The sequence below is a fragment of the Nonomuraea sp. B10E15 genome, assembly GCF_039871615.1.
GTDB lineage: Bacteria > Actinomycetota > Actinomycetes > Streptosporangiales > Streptosporangiaceae > Nonomuraea.
The window spans coordinates 99183-115762 of the sequence record NZ_JBDPMB010000009.1 but is presented as its reverse complement, the minus strand read 5'-3'; the positions used below and the strand labels follow the sequence as shown (position 1 = coordinate 115762).

Here is a 16580-nt window from a genome sequence, read left to right as displayed (position 1 = left end):
GCCTCACTCGGCGGGCGACCAGGCCCGTTCGAGCGCCTTGGGCAACCCCCACCAGCCCAGCGGGGTGAGCACGTCGTCCTCGTCGACGATGCCGAGATAGCCCCACAGGCTCACCACCGGCGCGAACAACCCCTCGGTGGCGCCGAGGTCGTCGCCGTCCTGCTCGTCGACGTCGATGTCCTCCGACTCCGCGATGAGCCGGGCGATCCGCTCGGGCGAGGCCAGCACCCCCGGCCCGAGCCTGGCCAGCGCCGCCACCCCGGCCAGCCAGTCGGCGCACTGGATGGCGTGGAGATGGGCCAGCGTCGCGTCCTCCATGCCGATCTCCCCGTCGAGGTCGACGAACTCCTCCAGCAGGTCGCCGTTCTCCAGCAGGTCGGAGACGGGGCCCACGACGCCCGCCGCCACGGTCAGCCACAGGTCCTGGTCGTCGTCGGGCATCGGCTGCTCCTCGAAGCCGGCGCAGGCCCGCAACACGTTGGCGGGGTAGCCGGGCAGGGCGAGCAGCGCGCGCAGGCGTACGGCGGCCTGCTCCAGCTCGTCGGCGGGCAGGTCGGGCTGCCTGGGCAGGCCCGCGATGATGCGCCGCAGCTCGGACAGCGCGAAGGCCTCCTCCTCGTCCCAGGCGGAGAACACCTCCTCGTCCTGCTCGTCGCTGACCGCGAAGCCGGGCACCCGGCCGTCGGGCAGCGGCGTGCTCAGCCAGTGTTCCTGCAACTCCTCATAGGCCCTGCGGGCCTCGGGGACGCCCTCCGCCAGCGCGTCGGGATCGATCTCCCCCGACACGACCCGCTCCTCCAGGAAGGCCACCAGGCGGGCGAACATCTCGGCCGCGACGGGCCCGCGTTCGTTCTCCTCGGGCCAGACGAAGTAGCTGGGCGTCATGAGGATCGGCTCGGTGCCGGTGGACTCGATCCAGCGCTGGACGTCGCCCACGGTGGCCACGCCTGACTCGATCGACCGGAGCGTGGCCTTGGCGGACTCCCAGAACGGGCGGGAGAGCGGGTTGCCCGCCGACATCATCGCGCGCCGCAGATCGGGCAGCGCCACCAGCGCCACCCCCGAGGGCACGGCGAGCAGCGCCCGTGCCACGTCCCTGCGCGTGAGCGCGGTCACCGGGCGGCCCGCCTGCCGGCAGACGAAATCCATGTCCACGTCCATGTCCACCATCCGTAACCTACGCCGTCATCACCGCACCAGTCAGCCCGGGCGGCCGAGGGGCCTGGTCACGATCTTCGTTCATGGCGGCGTCTAGGGTGGGGAGCTGGAGGTCGTGATGAACCGCTTGAAAGACGCGACGAGCCCCTACCTGCTCCAGCACGCGGACAACCCCGTCGACTGGCACCCGTGGGGCGAGGAGGCGTTCGCGCAGGCCAGGCGCCGCGACGTGCCGCTGCTCATCAGCGTGGGCTATTCGGCGTGCCACTGGTGTCACGTCATGGCCCACGAGAGCTTCGAGGACGCCGAGACCGCACGGCTCATGAACGAGCACTTCGTCAACATCAAGGTCGACCGCGAGGAGCGGCCCGACGTCGACGCCGTCTACATGGGCGCCACGCAGGCCATGACGCACCAGGGCGGCTGGCCGATGACGGTGTTCGCGACACCGGACGGGCACCCGTTCTACTGCGGCACCTATTTCCCGCGCCCGCACTTCCAGCGCCTGCTCACCGAGGTGCACCGCGTGTGGACGGGCGACAAGGAGAGCCTGCTGCGGCAGGGCGCGAAGGTGGTGGAGGCGCTCAACACGCACACCACGCTGCCCAGCGGCCCGCTGCCGGACGCCGACACGCTCGACCGCGCGATCGCCAACCTGCGCGAGACCTTCGACGCCGCGCGCGGCGGGTTCGGCGGGGCGCCCAAGTTCCCACCGTCCATGGTGCTGGAGTTCCTGCTGCGCTCGGGGGAGCGCGAGATGAGCGGGCAGACCCTGGAGGCCATGGCCCGCGGCGGCATGTACGACCAGCTCGGCGGCGGGTTCGCCCGCTACAGCGTGGACGCGGAGTGGGTCGTGCCGCACTTCGAGAAGATGCTCTACGACAACGCCCTGCTGCTGCGCGTCTACACCCACTGGTGGAAGGCGGGCGGCGGCGAGCTGGCCAGGCGGGTCGCGCTGGAGACGGCCGGCTGGCTGCTGCGCGAGATGCGCACGCCCGAGGGCGGTTTCGCCTCGGCGCTCGACGCCGACAGCGAGGGCGTGGAGGGCAAGTTCTACGTCTGGACGCCCGAGGAGCTGCGCGCCGTGCTCGGCGACGACGACGGCCGGTGGGCCGCCGGGCTGTTCGACGTGACCGGCACGTTCGAGCACGGCACGTCCGTGCTGCAGCTGCCGGACGACCCCGGCGACCCCGCCCGCTACGCCGGCGTCCGCGAGCGGCTGCTGGCCGCCAGGGAGCGGCGCGTGCGCCCGGGGCGCGACGACAAGGTCGTGGCCTCCTGGAACGGCCTGGCCATCGCCGCGCTGGCGGAGACCGGCCTGGTGTTCGAGCGGCCCGAGCTCGTCGCCGCCGCCACCGATGCGGCCGGCCTGCTCGCCGGCACCCACGTGGTGGACGGCAGGCTGCTGCGCACCTCGCGCGACGGCCGCGCCGGCACGAACGACGGGGTGCTCGACGACTACGCCAACCTGGCGGAAGGGCTGATCACGCTGTACGGCGTCACCGGCGAGGCCAGGTGGCTCCGGCTGGCCGGCACGCTGCTCGACACCGTGCTCGACGGCTTCGCCGACGGCGCGGGAGGCTTCTACGACACGGCCGACGACGCCGAGCGGCTGTTCCAGCGCCCCCAGGACCCGACCGACAACGCCACCCCCTCAGGCCAGTACGCCGCCGCGGGCGCGCTGCTCTCCTACGGGGCGCTGACCGGCTCCACCCGGCACCGGGAGGCCGCCCACGCCGCGCTGGGCACCGTGTCCGTGCTGGCGGACCAGCATGCCCGGTTCGCCGGCTGGGGGCTGGCGGTGGCGCGCGCGGCGCTCGACGGGCCCGTCGAGGTGGCCGTCGTCGGACCGCCCGACGACCCGCGCACGGCCGCATTGCACCGCGCGGCGCTGCTCGCCGACGTGCCGGGCGCGGTGGTCGCGCTCGGACCCGGTGACGGTGACCGCGGCTCCGGCGATCCGCTCGTGCCCCGGCAGGCGTACCCCGCGCTGCTGGAGGGACGGCAGCCGGTCGGCGGGGCGCCCGCGGCCTACGTGTGCCGGGGCTTCACCTGCCGGATGCCCGTCACCACGGTCGAGGACCTCCAGGCCGAGCTGTCCGGCTGACCCGTAGACGTTGCCGTCCCCCGACGGTTCTTCCGGATCGGCTGCAGCTTCAAGACTGCGAGTAAGCCCCGGCTTCGGATGGAGGCGCCGATCGGCCGCTCCCATGGCGACCGAACGCGCGGCCGGCGCGCAGTGCGCGCCTCGGGACCGGGTTCGGGCATAGGCACGGGGGGAGTAGCGCGGCCAGGGGGCGTGCTCGCGCTAGAAACCCGGTAGTGACAGGTCGCCTGACCTGGCCCGGTACGCGTACGTCTCCAGCTCCCTGACCCTCCCGGTGCCGGTGTCGATCCCGTACGTGACAGCGCCCAGCGTCGGCGGGTTCTTCGACGAGCCCTCGTGAATGGGCAGGGGCACGGTCACCTCCGACGCACTCTTCCAGCCGCCCATCCGTATGGGATGGAATTTCTCCGGCGCCTCGCGGAATCGGGCCCTGCTCACCTCCTGCCCGGTCGCCGCATCCACCGTGACCACCGTGTCGTAGGGGCGGATCACATCGTTGCGCCCGTCGGTCATGGCGCCGTCGAGGTAGGCCACCAGCCGCCCGTCAGGAGAGGGCTGACTGAACGTCCGCGGCTGCCCCGTCGACTCAACGATCGTGCGGACCTTCCCGCCTTCCAGCACCCCCAGCCGGTCGAAGGCGTCGCGCACCAGTATCGGGCTGCCGCCGCCGCCGATGCTCTCCACCCACCAGTTCTCCGGGACCGGGGTCGCCTGGCCCGTCTCCATATCCACGACGGTGTTGCCGAGGCCGAGGAACCGTCCCTCCGGTGACAGCCGCGCCGCCGTGCCCTGTTTGGCCACGAGCGCGCGCGGGAGGTCGTCGGGGGTGAGCCAGATCCGGCCGTCGGCCAGGTCACGCACGGCGTAGCGCTGGTCCTTGTCGCTGTAGTACGCGATTCGCCGCCCGTCGGTGGAGATCACCAGCGGCGCGGCGGTGTTCATGTAGTTCTCGGGGGTCTGCTCGGTGAACACGCTCACCGCCTCTGGCACCCGGAACTGCTGGCCGGTGCGGGTCACCAGCCGCCACTGCGTGCAGTCCAGGCCGGCGAACGACGCGGTGTTCCTGGAGGGCTCCCACTGCTTGCCGCACCAGTCGTAGTACGCGTACGCGGCCGCGTCAACACCGGAGGGGGGCAGCGCGTCCGCGATCCGTCCGGTGATCGTGGTGGCGCCTCCCGAGGGCACGAGCAGGGTCGCCGCGGCGAGCGCCAGGGCGGTCAGTCCGGCTGCCACGGAGCCGAGCAGGGCCGTTCTGCGCCGGCGCACCGCGCGCACAGTCCGCTCGGCCAGGTCCACCTCGGGCGCCTGGTCGGCCAGCAGGCGCAGTTCGTCACGGAACGTGGTCATCTAATGGCCTCCTCTGGGTCGACGTCGCGAAGCAAGTTCGCCAGTTCAGGAGCGAGGGTGCGCAGGCGGCCGAGCGCGTGGCTGGTCTGGCTCTTTACCGTGCCCGCCGAGCAACCGAGCAGGTGGGCGCTCTCCTCGACGCTGCGGTCCTCATAGAAGCGCAGCACGAGCACGGCCCGCTGGCGTGGAGTCAGCCGCATCAGCGCACGCTGCAACGTCAGGCGGCGCAGGCTCCCGTCACTCGGGTCGGGCACGAGCTCGGCTTCGGGAGGCACGGCGGTCAGCGTCTCGGCCCGTCGCCGGCGGCGCCACGAGATGTGCTCGTTGACCAGGGCCTTGCGCACGTAGGCCTCGGGATTGCCGCCCGACAGCCGTTTCCAGTGCCCGGCCGTGCGCATGAGCACGGTCTGCAGCAGGTCCTCGGCCTGTGGGGCGTCGCCGGTGAGCAAGTACGCGGTGCGCATCAGCGCTTGCTGGCGCGCCCGGACGAACTCCAGGAAACTCTCATATCGGTCCATGCCTCTCCTTCCACCCCCTATGAACGCCGGCCGTGGCGACGGCGTTGGAATCCGGCACATGAGGCGTCATGGCAGCGGTCCGCCGGCGCAGCACCCCGGCCAGGTCGCCGGCGGCGCCGACCTGCGCTGTCAGCAGCGGGCCGGCTGATGGGCTAGGAGTGTCCTGAAGATCTTGGTGGGTGGGTCGGCATGCGTTGGCTCGTCTGTTGGTCATGGAGTGGCGGGATTGAGGGTCAGATGCCGCTGGTGTGGGTGAGTCCGAGATTGACGAGGCGGCGGAGGTTGAGGGCGGCGGCGCGATGGTGGAGCCAGCGGTCGTTGGCGTGGGTGCCGCGGTAGGGCAGGCGGCGGTTGCCGCGGGCGACCAGCCAGGCCACGGCGCGCTCCACCATGGGTCGCCAGCGCCGGTAGTCCTCCTGCCAGGCGGGATCGGTGGCGGCTTGGTGGCGGGCGGCGGCTTGCAGCTCGGGGTGCGGTCGGATGGTCACGATGCGGGCGGTCGTGGCGGTGGTGCAGCGATCGTGTAGGGGACAGCTGGCGCATAACCCGGTGAAGGTGGCGCGGCGTTGCTGGTAGCGGCCTGCCGGGGCGGCGAGCGGGACGGTGTGCCCGGCGGGGCAGGTGACCGTGCCGGCGCCGGTGTCGATGACGACGTCGTCCAGGGTGAACCCGCCGGCCACGGCAGGCTTGAGCGCGGGCGGTTTGATCAGCAGCCGGTGTCCGGCGTTGGTGAGGCGGGCGCGCAGCTCGGCGGAGGCGTAGGCGGCACCGGCCAGGATCTGCAGCGGTCCCCGCTCGGCGGCGAGCAGGTCAGGAGCGACGGCGGCCTCGTGATGGGCGGCACCGGCGCCGGGGCGCAGCGCGATGGCGGTGAACATCCGGTCTCCGGCTCGACGGCCAGGTGGGCCTTGTAACCGTCGTCACGCTGCCGGCCGCTCTTGTGGATGTGGCGGGCCTCGGGATCGACGGTGGAGACGATGCGATCGGGTGCGGTGCGACGGGCGATCCGCCACCGTCCATCGGTGCCATCCGAACCGTCGGCGGGCTCGACGTCCTGGCCGGCGATCACCGCCAGCAGGCCGACCGCGTGCTCGGCCGCCTCGTCCAGATCCTGGCCACTCAGGTGGTCCAGCAGGGTGAGCGCGTCAGTGACCAGCCCACTGGACCAGCGCGGTCTTGGCCTCCTCATCGTCCCAGGCGATCTTCGGCTTGCTGGGGTCGGCGTAGTCGTGGGCATGGCGGTACGCCGCCACCAGCGCGGCGGCCCCGGGCACCTGACGGGCCACCCGGCGGATCGCGGCGATCAACTGGGTGACGGTGTCTTGCGTGGCGACCGCATCCAGCAGCACCGCCGAATCCAGCGCCCGCCGAGTCCGGCCCGCCAGCACCCCGGTCTGCTCCACGACAGTGCATACGATCTGGAAGATCCGGTCCGGGTGCGACGAGCGAGCCAGCCGACGCCGGAAATACGTCAGCAGCGACGGATCGAACCCCTGGTCATACAGTCCCAGCCCGCAGGCGGCCTTCCACCGCAGATCGAACCGCAGCGCAGCGACCGCTTCCTCATCGGATAATCCATGCAAGGCCTGGAGCACCACCACCGACGCCAGCAGATCCGGCGGAACCGACGGACGCCCGTTGACCGGCGCATACATGTCCGCGAACGCCTGCGGCGGGAACAGCACCCGCCGATGTTCGGCCAGGAACGCGAACACGCTCCCAGCCGGAATCATCTCCCGGCACACGACCCACACCTCAGGCCCGGCCGGAACCCTCCGACGGCCCATCATGACCTGAGTCTGAATCCCGAAACTCCGCTTGCCCAGACCGCCAAGATCTTCAGGACACTCCTAGCCGGCGGGTGAGCGGCCGGCGCGGTCGTCGGAGCGGGCGCCCCTGTTGGCGGGCGCGTTGGCGGGCGCGTCGGCGGGGGCGTCGTCCTGCCGTCCCAGCGGCTGCTCGGGCAGCAGCGCGGGCGGGTCGTCGGACGGCTCGTCCGGCCGGCTCTCCTGCCGGTCGGCGTCGGGCTCCCCCGTGGCGGACGGGTCGTCGGTGAGCGGCGGCGCGGTGATCTCCGGCTCGGACGTGTCCCCGTCGTCGGGGTTCACCGGAGGCGTGTCCTCCTGCTCGGGCACGTCACCGTCGTCGGTGGGCGCCGAGTAGTCGTAGCCGTAGCCGAGGTCGGACGGCTCGGGGAACTCCTCGACCGGCTTGCCCTCCATCGCCTCGGTCATGAACGCCCGCCAGATCTGCGCCGGCAGCTGGCCGCCGAACTGCGTGCCGTAGCCGGGGATGGTGACGGTGGCGTTGTCGTCGCGGAACATGGTGACCGCCGCCGCGAGCTGCGGGGTGAAGCCGTTGAACCAGACCGACTTGGACTTGTCCGTGGTGCCCGTCTTGCCGGCCACCTGACGGTCGTAGAGCCTGGCCGCGGCGCCGGTGCCGTACTTCACGACGTGCTGCATCGCGTACGTGGTGTCGGCGGCGGCCTGCTCGCCGACGACCCGGGTCGAGGCCGGCTTCACGACCTCCTCGCGGCCCTCGGCGTCGGTGACGGACCTGACCACGTGGGCCTCCATGTGCACGCCCTCGTTGGCGAACGTGGAGAACCCTGAGGCGTTCTGGACGGCGCTGACCGAGGCCACGCCGAGCGGGAACGACGCGGCGGTCTTGTGCCGGTCGAGCTGGGAGGCGGGGATGCCGGCCGCCTCGGCGACCTCGGCGACCTTGTCCAGGCCCACCTTCTGGCCGAGGTCGACGAACGCGGTGTTGACGGAGTTCTGGGTGGCGCTGATCAGGTTGATCTGGCCGTACGAGCGCCCGCTGTCGTTGGGGATCGGTTTGGACGCCGAGGCGACCTGCAGCGGCGAGTTGCCGTCGACCCGGGTGGACAGGTCGAACCCGTTGTCCAGGGCGGCCGCCAGGGTGTACGGCTTGAACGTCGAGCCGGCCATGACCTTGGCCGAGAACGCGCTGTCGTAGTAGGCCGACTGGGAGGGCCGGCCGCCGTAGAAGGCGACGACCTCGCCCGTCGCGGGGTCGACGGCCGCCAGCCCGGTGCGGACCTTCTCCGGCGTGGCGTCGGGCAGCGCGTTCGTGACCGCCCGCTTGGCCGCCTGCATGAGCTTCTTGTCGAACGTGGAGACGATCTTGAGCCCGCCGGAGTTGATGTCCTCGTCGCTGTGGCCGCGCCGGTTGAGCTCGGCGGTGACCTGCTCCAGCATGTACTGGGCCTGGCCCTTGAGCTCGAACGGCTTCTTCGGCGTGGTGAGGTCGGGGAACCGCTGGGCGGCGACCTGCTGGGGGGTGAGCGCGCCGGTCTGTCCCATCGCGTCGATCACCGACTTCCAGCGGGCCCTGGCGGCGGCGAGGTCGGGGCCCTTGGGCGCGGCGAAGCGGCTGGGCTGCTGGATGACGGAGGCGAGATAGGCGCCCTCGGCCACGCTCAGCTCGCCGACGTCCTTGCCGAAGTAGGCCTGGGCGGCCGACTGGACGCCGTTGGCGCCCCGGCCGAAGTAGATCGTGTTGAGATATTGCTCCAGCACCCAGTCCTTCGGCTTGGACTGGTCGACCTTCATCGCGATGAGGATCTCTTTGAACTTGCGGGTGACGGAACGTTCCTGGCTGAGCCCGCTGTAGTAGTTGCGCACGAGCTGCTGGGTGATCGTCGAGCCGCCCTGGAGCTGCTGCCCGGTGATGGTCGACCAGACGGCCCTGGCGGTGCCCTTGACCGAGACGCCGGCGTCTTCGTAGAACGAGCGGTTCTCGGCGGCGATGACCGCGGCGCGTACGTGCCGGGGCACCTGGGCCAGCTCGACCTTCTTGCGGTCGACGCCCTGCCGGGCGAGCACGGTCTTGCCGTCGCGGTAATAGATCACCGAGCCTTGTGCGGTGGCCTGTTTCTGGGTGCTGTCGGGAATCGGCGTCATCGCCCACGCGATGGCAAAAAGTCCGACAAGTACGAGGATTGCGGCGCCGAAAGAAATGGCCAGAAGTCGGAGAATCCGCCGTTTTCGCATCCTGTTTCCACCACCGCTCCGCACTCTCGACCCCCTTAGTCACGTGCCGCCCGACCCCCTGCAAGCAGGGCGAATGCCAAGGTTAAACGGTCGATGACGGTGCCTCGTCCCCCAGCGATAGTACGGCTAGAGCGCCCCGTGCCGCGGAACATCGGCGACCAATGGCAACACTCGGTAGGGAACCGGGGTGTCAAGGGCGATGATCGAATTAGTCCTGAGCACGCCGTGGACATCGACGATCTGATCGATGACGCGCTGCAGATCCGCGTTGGTCCGCGCCACCACGCGGCACAGCAGGTCGCTGTCGCCGGTGATCGTGTGCACCTCCAGAACTTCGGGGATGCGGGCGAGCCGGTCGGCCACGGGGTCGTGCCCCGCGACCTGCCTGATCTCCATGCTGACGAACGCCGTCACGTCATATCCGAGCGCGGCCGGGGAAACGTCGGGCCCGAACCCGGTGACCACGCCCCGGGCGACCAGCCGGTCCAGCCGGGCCTGGACCGTGCCACGCGCCACGCCGAGCCGTCGCGAGCATTCGAGCACGCCCAGCCGGGGCTCGGCCGTCAGGAGGGCGATCAGTCGGGCGTCCAGGTCATCGATCGTCATGCTGTACAGATTTACCGGACTTCTCCCATGGATGCTAGGCAGATTGTCCACCGTACAAGGTAACTCTTGCGCAACTCGTCTAGGAATATCGAGAGTTGGAGCTATGAATGATGTCTTTCCGGTTAACGGCATGGACGCCGTGGTGTTCGCCGTCGGCAACGCCAAGCAGGCGGCCCACTACTACTCGACCGCGTTCGGCATGAAGCTGGTGGCCTACCGGGGGCCGGAGAACGGCAGCCCCGACGTGGCCGCGTACGTGCTGACCTCGGGGAGCGCCACGTTCGAGTTCCGGGCCTCGATCAGGCCGGGCACCGACATGGCGCGGCACGTCGCCGAGCACGGCGACGGGGTGATCGACCTGGCCATCCAGGTGCCCGACGTGGAGGCGGCCTACGCCCACGCGGTCGCGCACGGGGCCGAAGGGCTGGCGGAGCCGTACACGTTGGAGGACGAGCACGGCAAGGTGCTGCTCGCGGCCGTCGCCACCTACGGCGAGACGCGGCACACGCTGGTCGACAGGGCCAACTACGGCGGCCCCTACCTGCCCGGCTACGCCCCGGCCGAGCCTCTGGTGGCGCCGCCCGCGACCAAGGGCGGGCGGCTGTTCCAGGCGGTGGACCACTGCGTCGGCAACGTCGAGCTGGGCAAGATGGACGAGTGGGTGGAGTTCTACCGCAAGGTCATGGGCTTCACGAACATGGCGGAGTTCATCGGCGACGACATCGCCACCGAATACTCGGCGCTCATGTCCAAGGTCGTGGCCGACGGCACGCGGAAGGTCAAGTTCCCGCTGAACGAGCCGGCCGTCAGCCGCAAGAAGTCGCAGATCGACGAATATCTGGAGTTCTACCGCGGCCCGGGCGTGCAGCACATCGCGCTGGCCACCAACGACATCCTCACGACGGTCGACCACATGCGGGCCGGCGGCGTGCAGTTCCTCGACACGCCCGCCTCCTACTACGACGACCCCGAGCTGCGGGCGCGCATCGGCGAGGTGCGGGCGCCGATCGAGGAGCTGAAGAAGCGCGGGATCCTCGTCGACCGCGACGAGGACGGCTATCTGCTGCAGATCTTCACCAAGCCCGTGCAGGACCGGCCCACGGTCTTCTTCGAGCTCATCGAGCGGCACGGCTCGCTCGGATTCGGCAAGGGCAACTTCAAGGCGCTCTTCGAGGCCATCGAGCGCGAGCAGGAACGCAGGGGCAACCTTTAGTTTGTCCCGACCCGGTGGTGGCCATCAGCACTTCATGGGATCGCCACCACCGGGGCTGGCGGGACGGTGGCGGCGGCTGTTCGCCGGACTTCTCGACTGGCTCATCGTCAACGTCGCCACCGCCCCCTTCACCTGGACGAGCTGGGAATACGCCTGGGACGGCGCCAGGGGCGGCTGGGAGCGCTATCCGGTGGAGCACACCTTCGCGGCCGGACTCGTGGCTTTCCTCTACTTCTGGCTCCTGCATGCCTTCTGGAATGGTCAGACGCTGGGCAAGAAGCTCTTCGGAATCCGCGTCGTGCAGGAGAACGGGGCCAAGATAGGCGTGGGACAGGCCGCGATCAGGCAGGCCGTGATGAGCGCACTCGCCTGGGCCTGCTGCGTCGGCCTCCTGCTCGACCTTGCCTGGATCCTCTTCGACCCCCGGAAGCAGGCCATCCACGACAAGGTCGCGAGGACGGTCGTCGTCCTCGCCTGACTCACCGTAGGATTCTCGTCACGATGCGAAGGGGGCTCGTCCGCCCATGCGACAACACAGGCGCGCGATCGCGCTGCTGGCGACGTTCGCCAGCCTCCTGGCCTGCTCGCCCGCGGACGCGCCGGCCGCGGCCGGGCACCGGCCGGGCGCGTCCGGCATCGGCGACACCGACTTCCCCGACGACGGCAACGGCGGCTACGACGTCAGCCACTACGACCTCGCGATCGACTACACCCCGGCGACCAGGCGGCTGGACGGCGTGGCCACCATCAAGGCCGGCGCCACCCAGGGCCTGTCGAGCTTCAACCTCGACCTGCTCGGGCTCGACGTGCGCCAGGTCACGGTCAACGGCTCCCCCGCCACGTTCACCCACCAGGGCGGCGAGCTGACCGTGCGGCCGGCCAAGCCGATCGACGACCGCGCCACGTTCACCGCGCGGGTCCGCTACTCCGGCCGCCCCCAGCCGGCCACGAGCACCACCAACCTCGGCACGTTCGGGTTCATCCCGACCGCCGACGGCGCGTTCGTGGCCTCCGAGCCCAACGGCTCCAAGACCTGGTTCCCCAGCAACGACCACCCATCCGACAAGGCCACGTTCGCGTTCACGATCACCGTGCCCGCCGGGGTCACCGCGCTGGCCAACGGCGAGCTGACCGGCGAGCCCACGACGTCCGGCGGCAGGACCACCTACCGGTGGAGCGAGCGCCATCCGATGGCGACCTACCTGGCGACGGCCACGATGGGCACCTTCAGGCTGCGCAAGGGCAGCACGCCCGCGGGCGTGCCCAACCTCGCCGCCGCCGACCCCCGGTTCGCCTCCTCGCTCGACAAGCTCTACAAGGCCTCCGGCGAGATCACCGACTACTGGTCCACGGTCTTCGGCCCCTACCCGTTCGGCTCGACCGGCGGCGTGGTCGACGACTACGCCGCCGGCTACGCGCTGGAGAACCAGACCAAGCCGCTCTACGGCGGCTTCGAACCCGACGAGGGCATCATCGCCCACGAGCTGGCGCACCAGTGGTTCGGCAACAGCCTGACCATCCGCCGCTGGAAGGACCTCTGGCTCAACGAGGGGTTCGCCACCTACGCCGAGTGGCTGTGGTCCGAGCACAAGGGCAAGAAGACCGCCGACGAGATCTTCGAGGGCCATCACAACCGCCCCGCCGGCGACCCGATGTGGAAATACCCGCCGGGGCGGGCCAAGCCCGACGACCTGTTCAACCAGTCCGTCTACACCCGCGGCGGCATGACGCTGCACGCCCTGCGGCGGGCCGTCGGCGACGACACGTTCTTCGGACTGCTCAAGGCGTGGGCCGCCGACAACCGCTACGGTCACGTCACCACGGAGCAGTTCATCGAGCTGGCCGAGCGGATGTCGGGCAAGGACCTCAAGCCCCTCTTCGCCGCCTGGCTCTACCAACCCCGCCGCCCCGCCTGACCGCGGGCCGCGGGGAAACGCTTCTCGTCGCTCCGTCCAAGTACGGATGTAAGGGCGAACGACGAAGGGAGCGAGGCCAGTGCGCCTCAACGAAGACCCTGCGGCCTTTGAGGCCTTCTATCGCCGCCACGTCGATGCCGTCATGAAGTTCGTGGTCCGGCGGGTGAGCGATCCTCATCTCGCCGCCGACCTGACGGCGGACATCTTCCTGGCGGCCCTCGACTCGGCGCACGCCTACGTGCCCGGCAGGGGCAGCGAGATCGCATGGCTGTACGGCGTCGCGCGCAACGTCGTGTCGGCACGACATCGCCAGGCGGCCAGGGAGGCGCGGGCGGCCGGCCGCGTCGCGGGCCGCCGGCTGATGGACGACGACGATCTCGTCCGGATGGAGGAGCGGATCGACGCCGAGCGCCGGATGCGCAGCGCTCTGGAGGCCATGCGGGGTCTGCCGGAGGGCGAACGCGCGGTGCTGGAGCTCGTCGTGATCGATCAGCTCACCGTCACCGAGGCCGCGAAGGCTCTGGGCATCAAGCAGGTGACCGCACGAGTCAGACTGCATCGGGCCAGACGTGCTCTGGAAAACGTCGCTTCGCCATCGACCGTGTACCTGGAAGGACACGCATGAGCACTTTCGAAGAGCGCCTTCTCAGTGCACTCAAGGAAGAGATCACGGCAAGGACGGCGGAGGAAGAGATGACGACTGTGACACCGGTTCGGCGTAGCTCCCGGCGGCGCTTCATCGGGCTGTCCGCCGCGGTGGCGGGGGCTGCGGCGGCCACCACGGCTGTGTTGATGCTGACCGGGATGACCGGCGGCCCGGCCTACGCGGTGACCAGGGCCGCCGACGGCGGAGTGCGGGTGCAGATCAACGAGCTGACCGATCCGGAGGGGCTGCAGTCCGAACTGGCCGGCGCCGGGGTGAAGGCCGTGGTCGACTACCTGCCGTTCGGGCAGACCTGCCAAGGGTCCCGTGGCCGGGCGGGGTCCGTGAAGGGGCCGCTCGCGGTGAGCATCGGCAGGGCGGGCGACGGCATCTCGTTCTCGATAGAGAAGGGGCAGGTGCCCGCGGGCGAGACACTCGTCCTGGCCGTCACCAAGGCCAGGGACGGCGACGACAAGCCGCCGGTCGCGACCCATCTGCAGGTGGTCAGGGGCTCCGTCGCCCCCTGCCAGGCGACCTCGATGTCCATCCCGTCCCCCGGCGCGGACGACACGAGCGAGCAGGGCACGAACGACACGGGCACGAACGACGCGGGCACGGGCGAGGACGGCGGGCCGAGCCTCTCGACCAAGACGGAGGGCCGGGACGCGGGGCCCCACCTCGACCCCAAGACCCGATAACGCACCTGACGCGGCCGGCGGTCCCTCACGCTGGACCATTCGCCGGCCCGTTCCCCGGCCCGGCGGCCCTCCCGAGCAGAAGGGCCGCCGGGCCTTCACGTGCTCCAGTAGCTGTCCGTCGCGAGGATCAACGCGGCGGCTCCCACCAGCCCGGCCTCCTGGCCGAGAGCGGCGGGCACGACCTTGACCCGGCGGGCGAACTCCACCCTGGCGTGCTCGCGCAGCGCCTCCTCCAAAGGGCCGAACAGCGGCTCGCCTGCCTGGGACAACCCGCCGCCGACGGTGACGAGGTCCAGGTCGCACAGGTGGGTCGCGGAGGCGATGGCGAGGCCGATCGCGCGCCCGGCCCGGCTCATGGCCCGCAGCGCGACCGGGTCCCCGGCCAGCGCGTCGGCCGCCAGCGCCCTCCCGGTGACGGCCCGATCCTCCCGGTAAGCCACTCCCGCGTCCCGCATCGCGGCAGGTGGCGCATCTGCGCCGGCTGTTCCTCGCGCAGGTTCGTCCGCCGGGGCGGCTCCGGGGGTCCAGCCATGGGCCAGGGCCCAGTCGGTGAGGGCGGGGCCGCGGGCGACGGCCTCCAGGCAACCGTGGCCGCCGCAACCGCAGCGCGGCCCTCCTGCCGGCTCGACCACCACGTGCCCGATGTGCCCGGCGTTGCCCGTCCTGCCGTTCACCAGCCTGCCGTTCAGGATGAGCCCGCCCCCCACCCCGGTCGAGACGACCATGCCCAGCATGTCGGCGACACCCTGCCCGGCCCCCTTCCAGTGTTCCGCCACGGCCAGGCAGATCGCGTCGTTGTGGAGGCGTACCGGTAAACCGGGGAAACGCGCGGCCAGCCGGGCGCGCAGGGGGAAGCCGCGCCAGGCGGGGATGTTCAGCGGCGAGACCTCGCCCTCGGGCCAGCGCATCGGCCCGCCACACCCCACCCCCACTCCTTCGACCCGCTGCGACAGCGGCTCGATGAGATCCACGAGGGCCTTCCACAGGGTGCCGGCGTCCGTGTCCTGCGGGGTGGCGGAGCGCCGGGCCTCGACCACCGTGCCGTCGTGGGCGACCAGGCCCGCGGCCATCTTGGTGCCGCCCACGTCGATCGCGAGGATCACCGACGGCCCGCCGTACGGTTCATGGCCCGCCCGCTGAGTTGGAGAACACCAGGACGGAGGCGGTGAAGCCGTGCACGTGGTTGTGGCCCGCGACGGGACCGACCTCGCCGGCCGCGAAGAAACCCGCCACGCCGATGGGTCCCAGCGTGTCGCGCAGGGCGACCGGGTCGTGGTCGGCGGTGCCGAACATGGCCGAGCCCCGGCCGTTGCAGGAGAACAGCAGCGCCCCGTCCACCTTGCCGATCTCCTCGCGGTGGGCGTCGAGCAGGTCATAGAGGTCCTCGTCGGCGGTGGCCGCGTCGCGCACCTGGAAGCGCACGGTCCTGCCGATCTCCACGATGTCGCCGATGGCCACGGCCTCGCGTTCGGGATCGATGCCGATGACTCCTCTGATGAGGAAGTCGCCGCGTTCGTGGCGTTCGGCGTATTCGTCCATCGCCACGCCGATCTGCAACCCGGAGGCGACCAGCTCGCGGTCGTCCTCGTCCAGCTCGCTGACGATGTCCTCGAGCCGGGCCAGCGCGGGCTGCCCGGCCAGTTCGAGCAGCAGGTTCTCTTCCGCCGCGGTGACCACCATGCTGGGGCCGATAGGGCGGCAGCCCTGGCTCACCACGGTGCTGATCTTCACCTCCCCGCTGATCAGCACGCCGATCGCGCCCTCGGAGTAGATCTCTCCGTCGGCGAACAACCGTACGGAACCCCGGCCCTGCAGCCCGTTGGCGAGCCCGCCGATCAGCGGCAGGTCGCCCAGCACGTCGGCCGAGCGCTCGACGAAGGCGTCGGTCGGGAACGTGTACGGATCGGCCAGCAAGATCGCCACATGGTCGTCGCCGTTGCGCTCCGGCAGCCCGACCACCACGAACCTGTCCTCGGCGGCCAGCGTCTCCAGCGCGAACGTGGTCAGTCTCGCCCCGTCCAGGGTCGCGGCCCAGGCGCTCACGGAGGGCGTCAGCTCCACTCCCTGACCGTCGCCGATCACTCCCGTGGCGCTGCATCCGATCACGTGTGCTTCGGGCGCGAGCTTCATCGCGGCCTCGCCGGCGCGGGCGACGTCGTCAGGGTCGTCGCCGCAGATGAAGAAGCAGACCAGGTCGGCTTGGCCGCTGAGCCTCGACAGTGCCCGGCCGACGGCACTCTCCGCGGCCTCCACCAGGTCGGAACCCACGGCGAGGCCGTCGGCGAAGCGGCTCGTCATCAAGGCCACGCGTCTCGCCTCCCCTCGACATGTCCAAGTTCCCTAGGCCCGATTCTC

At 70.9% G+C, this 16580-nt stretch carries 13 protein-coding genes and 1 pseudogene; 6 read left to right on the top strand and 8 right to left on the bottom strand.

Going from position 1 to position 16580, the window contains the following annotated elements; translation table 11 throughout:
* Positions 1-3: 3 nt before the first annotated feature.
* Complete coding sequence (locus ABGB14_RS25135; RefSeq protein ID WP_347646460.1) at positions 4-1161, bottom strand: hypothetical protein; 1158 nt, start codon at positions 1159-1161, stop codon at positions 4-6.
* 115 nt (positions 1162-1276) lie between these two features.
* Between ABGB14_RS25135 and ABGB14_RS25130 the strand changes: the two genes are divergently transcribed.
* Complete coding sequence (locus ABGB14_RS25130) at positions 1277-3265, top strand: thioredoxin domain-containing protein (protein WP_347646274.1); 1989 nt, start codon at positions 1277-1279, stop codon at positions 3263-3265.
* A 201-nt stretch (positions 3266-3466) separates the two neighbouring features.
* Here ABGB14_RS25130 and ABGB14_RS25125 read toward each other — a convergent pair whose 3' ends face one another.
* The 5 genes and pseudogenes from ABGB14_RS25125 to ABGB14_RS25105 all read right to left on the bottom strand — a co-directional run bounded on the left by ABGB14_RS25125 (position 3467) and on the right by ABGB14_RS25105 (position 9755).
* Complete coding sequence (locus tag ABGB14_RS25125) at positions 3467-4612, bottom strand: hypothetical protein (RefSeq protein ID WP_347646273.1); 1146 nt, start codon at positions 4610-4612, stop codon at positions 3467-3469.
* Positions 4609-5130, bottom strand: a complete 522-nt coding sequence (locus ABGB14_RS25120) for a SigE family RNA polymerase sigma factor (protein WP_347646272.1) — start codon at positions 5128-5130, stop codon at positions 4609-4611. Before ABGB14_RS25120 ends, ABGB14_RS25125 begins: the two co-directional genes overlap by 4 nt.
* Positions 5131-5363: 233 nt before the next feature.
* Positions 5364-6920 (bottom strand): annotated as a pseudogene (locus tag ABGB14_RS25115) (IS1182 family transposase).
* 60 nt (positions 6921-6980) lie between these two features.
* The gene (locus ABGB14_RS25110) at positions 6981-9059 is read right to left on the bottom strand and encodes a transglycosylase domain-containing protein (RefSeq protein ID WP_347646271.1); all 2079 of its coding nucleotides are present in this window, start codon (positions 9057-9059) and stop codon (positions 6981-6983) included.
* Between the two features lie 216 nt (positions 9060-9275).
* Complete coding sequence (locus ABGB14_RS25105; RefSeq protein WP_347646270.1) at positions 9276-9755, bottom strand: Lrp/AsnC family transcriptional regulator; 480 nt, start codon at positions 9753-9755, stop codon at positions 9276-9278.
* 103 nt (positions 9756-9858) lie between these two features.
* Here ABGB14_RS25105 and hppD point away from each other — a divergent pair, with 103 nt between their 5' ends.
* The 5 genes from hppD to ABGB14_RS25080 all read left to right on the top strand — a co-directional run bounded on the left by hppD (position 9859) and on the right by ABGB14_RS25080 (position 14225).
* Positions 9859-10968 (top strand): 4-hydroxyphenylpyruvate dioxygenase, encoded by a 1110-nt coding sequence (gene hppD, locus ABGB14_RS25100; RefSeq protein WP_347646269.1) that lies wholly within the window; start codon positions 9859-9861, stop codon positions 10966-10968.
* 34 nt (positions 10969-11002) lie between these two features.
* Positions 11003-11446, top strand: coding sequence for an RDD family protein (locus tag ABGB14_RS25095; protein WP_347646268.1), 444 nt, complete (start codon positions 11003-11005; stop codon positions 11444-11446).
* Positions 11447-11492: 46 nt separating this feature from the next.
* On the top strand, positions 11493-12884 hold the full coding sequence (locus ABGB14_RS25090; protein WP_347646267.1) for a M1 family metallopeptidase: 1392 nt from the start codon (positions 11493-11495) through the stop codon (positions 12882-12884).
* Between the two features lie 79 nt (positions 12885-12963).
* The gene (locus tag ABGB14_RS25085) at positions 12964-13509 is read left to right on the top strand and encodes a sigma-70 family RNA polymerase sigma factor (protein ID WP_347646266.1); all 546 of its coding nucleotides are present in this window, start codon (positions 12964-12966) and stop codon (positions 13507-13509) included.
* Positions 13510-13577: 68 nt separating this feature from the next.
* Positions 13578-14225 (top strand): twin-arginine translocation signal domain-containing protein, encoded by a 648-nt coding sequence (locus tag ABGB14_RS25080; protein WP_347646265.1) that lies wholly within the window; start codon positions 13578-13580, stop codon positions 14223-14225.
* A 95-nt stretch (positions 14226-14320) separates the two neighbouring features.
* Here ABGB14_RS25080 and ABGB14_RS25075 read toward each other — a convergent pair whose 3' ends face one another.
* Together ABGB14_RS25075 and ABGB14_RS25070 are read right to left on the bottom strand one after the other, a co-directional pair.
* On the bottom strand, positions 14321-15328 hold the full coding sequence (locus ABGB14_RS25075; protein ID WP_347646264.1) for an ROK family protein: 1008 nt from the start codon (positions 15326-15328) through the stop codon (positions 14321-14323).
* A 19-nt stretch (positions 15329-15347) separates the two neighbouring features.
* Complete coding sequence (locus ABGB14_RS25070) at positions 15348-16523, bottom strand: FIST N-terminal domain-containing protein (RefSeq protein ID WP_347646458.1); 1176 nt, start codon at positions 16521-16523, stop codon at positions 15348-15350.
* Between the last annotated feature and the right edge of the window lie 57 nt (positions 16524-16580).